The sequence below is a fragment of the Streptomyces phytophilus genome, from assembly GCF_013870535.1.
Taxonomy (GTDB): domain Bacteria; phylum Actinomycetota; class Actinomycetes; order Streptomycetales; family Streptomycetaceae; genus Streptomyces; species Streptomyces phytophilus.
In genome coordinates this window covers 1-4,955 of the sequence record NZ_JACBXC010000383.1, presented here as the reverse complement: position 1 = coordinate 4,955, position 4,955 = coordinate 1, and the positions used below count along the sequence as shown (strand labels likewise).

General features: G+C 72.9%; 6 protein-coding genes and 1 pseudogene. 3 read left to right on the top strand and 4 right to left on the bottom strand.

All coding sequences use genetic code 11. The features are described 5' to 3' along the window. A pseudogene (locus H5J30_RS17475) lies at positions 1-240 on the top strand (MFS transporter); the annotation flags it as partial. Positions 241-261: 21 nt separating this feature from the next. On the opposite strand, the gene H5J30_RS17470 reads toward H5J30_RS17475, so the two are convergent. Further along, positions 262-657: a MarR family winged helix-turn-helix transcriptional regulator gene (locus tag H5J30_RS17470; RefSeq protein WP_018836348.1), complete on the bottom strand. Its 396-nt coding sequence runs from the start codon at positions 655-657 to the stop codon at positions 262-264. A gap of 103 nt (positions 658-760) precedes the next feature. Between H5J30_RS17470 and H5J30_RS17465 the strand changes: the two genes are divergently transcribed. Next, positions 761-991, top strand: a complete 231-nt coding sequence (locus tag H5J30_RS17465) for a DUF6332 family protein (RefSeq protein WP_181788350.1) — start codon at positions 761-763, stop codon at positions 989-991. On the opposite strand, the gene H5J30_RS17460 is transcribed toward H5J30_RS17465, so the two are convergent. From H5J30_RS17460 to H5J30_RS17450, 3 genes are read right to left on the bottom strand one after another with little or no spacing between them, the layout of a single operon-like run. Beyond that, positions 945-2,459: a tripartite tricarboxylate transporter permease gene (locus H5J30_RS17460; protein WP_181788349.1), complete on the bottom strand. Its 1,515-nt coding sequence runs from the start codon at positions 2,457-2,459 to the stop codon at positions 945-947. The two genes, H5J30_RS17465 and H5J30_RS17460, sit on opposite strands and share 47 nt — an antisense overlap. 1 nt (position 2,460) lies before the next feature. Continuing rightward, entirely contained in the window at positions 2,461-3,078 is a 618-nt protein-coding gene (locus tag H5J30_RS17455) for a tripartite tricarboxylate transporter TctB family protein (RefSeq protein WP_181788348.1), read from the bottom strand. Then, positions 3,075-4,070, bottom strand: a complete 996-nt coding sequence (locus H5J30_RS17450; protein ID WP_181788347.1) for a Bug family tripartite tricarboxylate transporter substrate binding protein — start codon at positions 4,068-4,070, stop codon at positions 3,075-3,077. Before H5J30_RS17450 ends, H5J30_RS17455 begins: the two co-directional genes overlap by 4 nt. A gap of 180 nt (positions 4,071-4,250) precedes the next feature. On the opposite strand from H5J30_RS17450, the gene H5J30_RS17445 reads away from it, so the two are divergent. Continuing rightward, positions 4,251-4,931, top strand: coding sequence for a response regulator (locus tag H5J30_RS17445; protein WP_181788346.1), 681 nt, complete (start codon positions 4,251-4,253; stop codon positions 4,929-4,931). Positions 4,932-4,955: the final 24 nt, after the last annotated feature.

Here is a 4,955-nt window from a genome sequence, read left to right as displayed (position 1 = left end):
AACATCTTCCCCATCGCCATCGGCCGCGCCGGCGAACTGGCGGGCCCGCACGGCGTCGCCGCCGCGTCCACCCTCGGCTACGGCGGCATGCTCCTCGGCCCGCCGGCGATCGGCTTCCTCGCCGAGTGGTTCTCGCTGCGCACCGCGCTCAGCACGGTGGCGCTGCTCGCCGGGGCGGCCTCGCTCATCGCGTACGCCATGCAGGCCGTGCAGCGGACCGGGCGCCCGCACGGGAGTTGAGGGGGCGACCGGGTCAGCCGGTCATCTGACGCCGACGGTGCGGGCGAGCACCGCCCGCTGCACCGGCAGCGCCTCGGCGTGCAGCGTACGGCCCGCGTCGGTGACGCACACCTGCACGCCCCTGCGGTCCTCGGGGCACATGCCGCGGCTGACCAGACCGTGCTTCTCCAGCCTGCCGACGAGGCGGGACAGCGCGCTCTGGCTCAGGTGCACCCGGTCCGCCAGCTCCTGGACTCTCAGGCTCGCCCTGTCGCCGGCGTCCGCCATCCCCAGCAGCACGTCCAGCACCTCGAAGTCGCTGGCCCCGATGCCGTATCGATGCAGCTCACGGTCCAACTCGCCCACAGCCCGCGCGTGCACCGCGCGGATCTCCCGCCATTGAGAAACGACCGCGCCTTCGGCGCTCCCCGTTGCCATGGCATGGCACCGTACCAGCCCGTGAGCGGGATGTGACGGCCGGTGTGCAACGGATTGAACACGGGGTCGCGCGGATACTCATCCCACTGTGAGGGGGGTCGACATGCGGGGACCGAGGACACAGGGGCAGCGGGACGCCGCGACCGTCGAGATCGTGTACGCGGCGGTCACGGCGGCGCTGCTGGCGGGCGCGGTGTTCCTCGCCGTCGCCGCGCCCGCGCTCTTCATCGACGCGGTGCGCGGCGACGCGAGGGTGGGGGTGCTGACGGCCGCGAAGGCGGCCGGGGCTACGGCGTTCGTGATCCGCGTCGCGCTCGTCCTGCGCCGCTGGTGACCAGCCGCCGGACCAGGGGCCAGAGCAGGATCAGCGCGATGACGGCGTAGACCGTGACCGCGAACGGGGTGTTGACCAGACCGCTCAGGCTGCCGTCGCTGAGCTGGAGCGCCCGGCGCATCTGCTGCTCGGCCGCCGGGCCGAGGATGACGCCGATGATCGCCGGCAGCACCGGCAGCCCGTAGCGCCGCATGCCGAGCCCGATCAGGCCGATCACCAGCAGGATGACCAGGTCGACCGCCTCGCCGCTGACGGCGTACGCGCCGACCGCCGCGAAGAACAGGATGCCCGCGTACAGGTACGGCCGCGGGATGCGCAGCAGCTTCGCCCAGACCGGCGCCAGCGGCAGGTTGATGAGCAGCAGCAGGAACATCCCGAGGAACAGCGACGCGATCAGGCCCCACACCAGGTCCGGTTCGCGGTCGAAGAGCAGCGGGCCGGGCTGGATGCCGTACTGCTGGAACGCGGCCAGCATCACGGCGGCCGTCGCGGTCGTCGGCAGGCCGAGCGTGAGCATCGACACCAGCGTCCCGGCGGCGGAGGCGGACGCCGCCGACTCCGGCCCGGCGACGCCCTCGATGGCTCCCTTGCCGAACTCGTCCTTGTGCTTCGACAGCCGCTTCTCGGTGACGTACGAAAGGAACGTGGGGATCTCCGCGCCGCCCGCCGGGATCGCCCCGAACGGGAAGCCGATCAGCGGCCCGCGCAGCCACGGCTTCCACGTCCGCCGTACATCGGAGCGCGCCAGCCACGGGCGGCCGACGGGTATGGGGCCCTGGTTGCCCGAGCGCAGCCGGGCGGCGACCCACAGCGCCTCGCCGACCGCGAAGAGGCCGACCGCGACGATGATGACGTCGATGCCGTCGGCGAGTTGCAGCGAGCCGAACGTCAGCCGCTCCTGGCCGGTCATCTGGTCGAGGCCGACCAGGCCGATGGTCAGGCCGATGAGCAGCGAGGCGAAGCCGCGGATGCGGGAGCGGCCCAGCACGGAGGTCACCGCGATGAACGCGAGGACCATGAGGGCGAAGTAGTCCGGCGCGCCGATGTCGACGGCCAGGTCCGCGATCACGGGGGCCAGCGCGACCAGCAGGACGGTGCCGATCATGCCGCCGGCGAAGTGCCCGATCGCCGCGGCGGCCAGGGCCTGCGAACCGCGGCCGGACTTGGCCATCGGGTTGCCCTCGATGGCGGCCACCACCGCGGCGCTCTCGCCGGGCGTGTTGAGCAGGATGGAGGTGGTGGAGCCGCCGAACATGCCGCCGTAGTAGATGCCGGCGAACATGATGAGCGCGGCGGTGGGCTCCAGCCCGTACGTCACGGGGAGCAGCAGCGCGACGGCCATCGCGGGGCCGATGCCGGGCAGCACGCCGATGGCGGTGCCGAGGAGGACGCCGACGGCGGCCCAGAGGAGGTGGGCCGGCGACAGCGCGGTGCCGAAGCCGTCGATGAGGGAGGTGAGGGAGTCCATCTCACAGCACCTCCATGAGCGGCCCGCCGGGCAGCGGGACGCCCAGCAGGTTGTTGAAGACGGTGTACGTGACCACCGAGAGCACGGCGGCCACGAGCGGGTCCCCGGCGTACGCGCGGCTGCCCAGCGCGTAGGCCGCGCCCCAGAACAGCAGCGCGCCGGCGATGGGGAAGCCGACCTCGCCGATGAGGAAGGCGGTGGCGAGGAAGACCCCGGCGAGCAGCAGCACGGTGCGCCACTCGGAGGGGGCGTCGAGGTCGATGTCCTCGCCGCCCTCGGCCTCGCCCTTGCCGCCGCGCAGCACGTCGACGGCCAGGAGGGCGGCGACGACGAGAAGGGCGATGCCGATGACGGTGGGGGCGGCCTCGGGTCCGACGGGGCCGCGCTGGGCGTAGCCGGTGTCCATGGTCCGCGCGTCGATCAGCACGAGCACGCCGATGGCCAGCAGCAGGACGCACACGCCGAGTTCGGACCTGCCGCGCAGCAGGGCGAGCCGCCCGCCCCCGTCGGGGGTGTCCGCGCCGTCCCCGCCCTTGCCGTCCCCGCCGTCGGGGGTGTCGCTGTCGTCCGGCGGTTCCGCGGGGGTCCGGGTCCCGTCCGTCGTCGACTCGTTCGTCACAGGCCCAGCTCCTTCAGCACCGAGACCACGCGCCGGTCCTGCGCGTCGAGGTAGTCGCCGAACTTCTCGCCCGTCAGGAAGGCGTCGGTCCAGCCGTTCGTCTTCAGCGACTGCCGCCACTCGTCGGTGTCGTGCAGCTTCTCGAAGAGGTGGATGAGGTTCTTGCGTTCGGTGTCGGACAGCCCCGGCGGGGCGACGAAGCCGCGCCAGTTGGTGAACGCCACGTCGATGCCCGTCTCGCGCAGCGTGGGCGCGTCCAGACCCGGGTGCCGCTCGCCGCCGGTGACGGCGAGCACGCGCAGGTCGCCCGCCTCGATCTGGTCGAGGTACTCGCCGACGCCGGAGACGCCGAAGGCGACCTTGCCGCCGAGGATCGACGCGAGCAGTTCGCCGCCGCCGTCGTACGGCACGTAGTTGACCTCCTTCGGCACGATCCCGGCGGCCCGGGCCATCAGCATCGGCGCCAGGTGGTCCGGGCCGCCGGGGGACGAGCCGCCGCCGACGGGGGTCTTGCCCGGGGAGGCTTTCCAGTCGGCCAGCAGGTCCTCGAAGGTCTGGTACGGGGAGTCGGCGGGGACCACGACGATGTCGGGCTCCTCGGTGACCCGCGCGATGGGGGTGGTGTCGGCGAGCGTGTGGTCGGTGGTGTTGGTACGGACCGCGCCGCTGACCCCGAGCCCCATGGACATCGCGAGCTTGCCGTTGCCGTGCTCGTTGACGAGCCGGGACAGGCCCACGGTGCCGCCGGCGCCGGGGAGGTTGAAGACCTCGACGTTGTTGCCGAGGTCCGCGTCCTCGATGTTCCGCGCGATGGTGCGGGCGGTGATGTCGTAGCCGCCGCCGGGGGTGTTGGGCACCATCAGCTCCAGCCCGGGGATCCTGCTGCCTTCCGCCGCGCCGTCGCCCTCCGTGATGAGCGGCGGGCCGAGGAGCACCAGCAGCGCCGCTGCCGCGAGGGCGAACGGAGTGCGTAGAGTGGTCGGCAGACGCACGGTTCGGTCACCGCCTCTTCGTCGAGGAGCCGGCTCCGCGGAGCCGTGGATGATCACTGGGGTCCGGATGTCGCCACATGCTCCCGCCACGGCCCCGAGGTGTCGCGCTTGTGAACGCAAGGAAACTTCTGGTCGTTCTGGTCCCGGCGCGGCGGGCCGCCGGGCGCTAGCCTGACCGCCGTGATCCGGGTACTGGTGGTCGACGACGACTTCATGGTGGCCAAGCTGCACAGCCGCTACGTCGCGGCGACCGACGGCTTCGAGGTGGCCGGAGTCGCGCACAGCGGCGCCGAGGCGCTGCGCGCGGTGGCGCGGCTGCGCCCGGACCTGGTGCTGCTCGACGTCTATCTGCCGGACATGGACGGCATCGGGGTGCTCCGCCGGCTGCGCGCGGGGGAGCACGCGGACACCGACGTACTCATGATCACCGCGTCCCGGGACGCCGAAACCATCCGCGGCGCGCTGCACGGCGGCGCCCTGCACTACGTCATCAAGCCGTTCAGCCAGGCCGCGCTCCAGGAGCAGTTGCGCCACTTCGCCGCCACCCGCGCCCGGCTCGACGCCCTCGACGACGCGGACGGCGTCCAGCAGGCGCACGTCGACCGGCTCTTCAGCGCCCGCCCCACCGTCTCCGGGGCGCTGCCCAAGGGGCTCAACGGGCGGACCGCCGAGCTGGTGGAGCGGGTGCTGCGCGAGCACCCCGGCGGCCTTTCTGCCAGCGAGTGCGCGGAGGCGGCGGCCATCTCCCGGGTGGCCGCGCGGCGTTACCTGGAGCACTTCGCCGACTCCGGCCGCGCCGAGTTGTCGCTGAAGTACGGCGGCACGGGGCGGCCCGAGCACCGCTACCGCTGGTCCGGCTGAGTCCATACGGACCGGGGCCGGGCG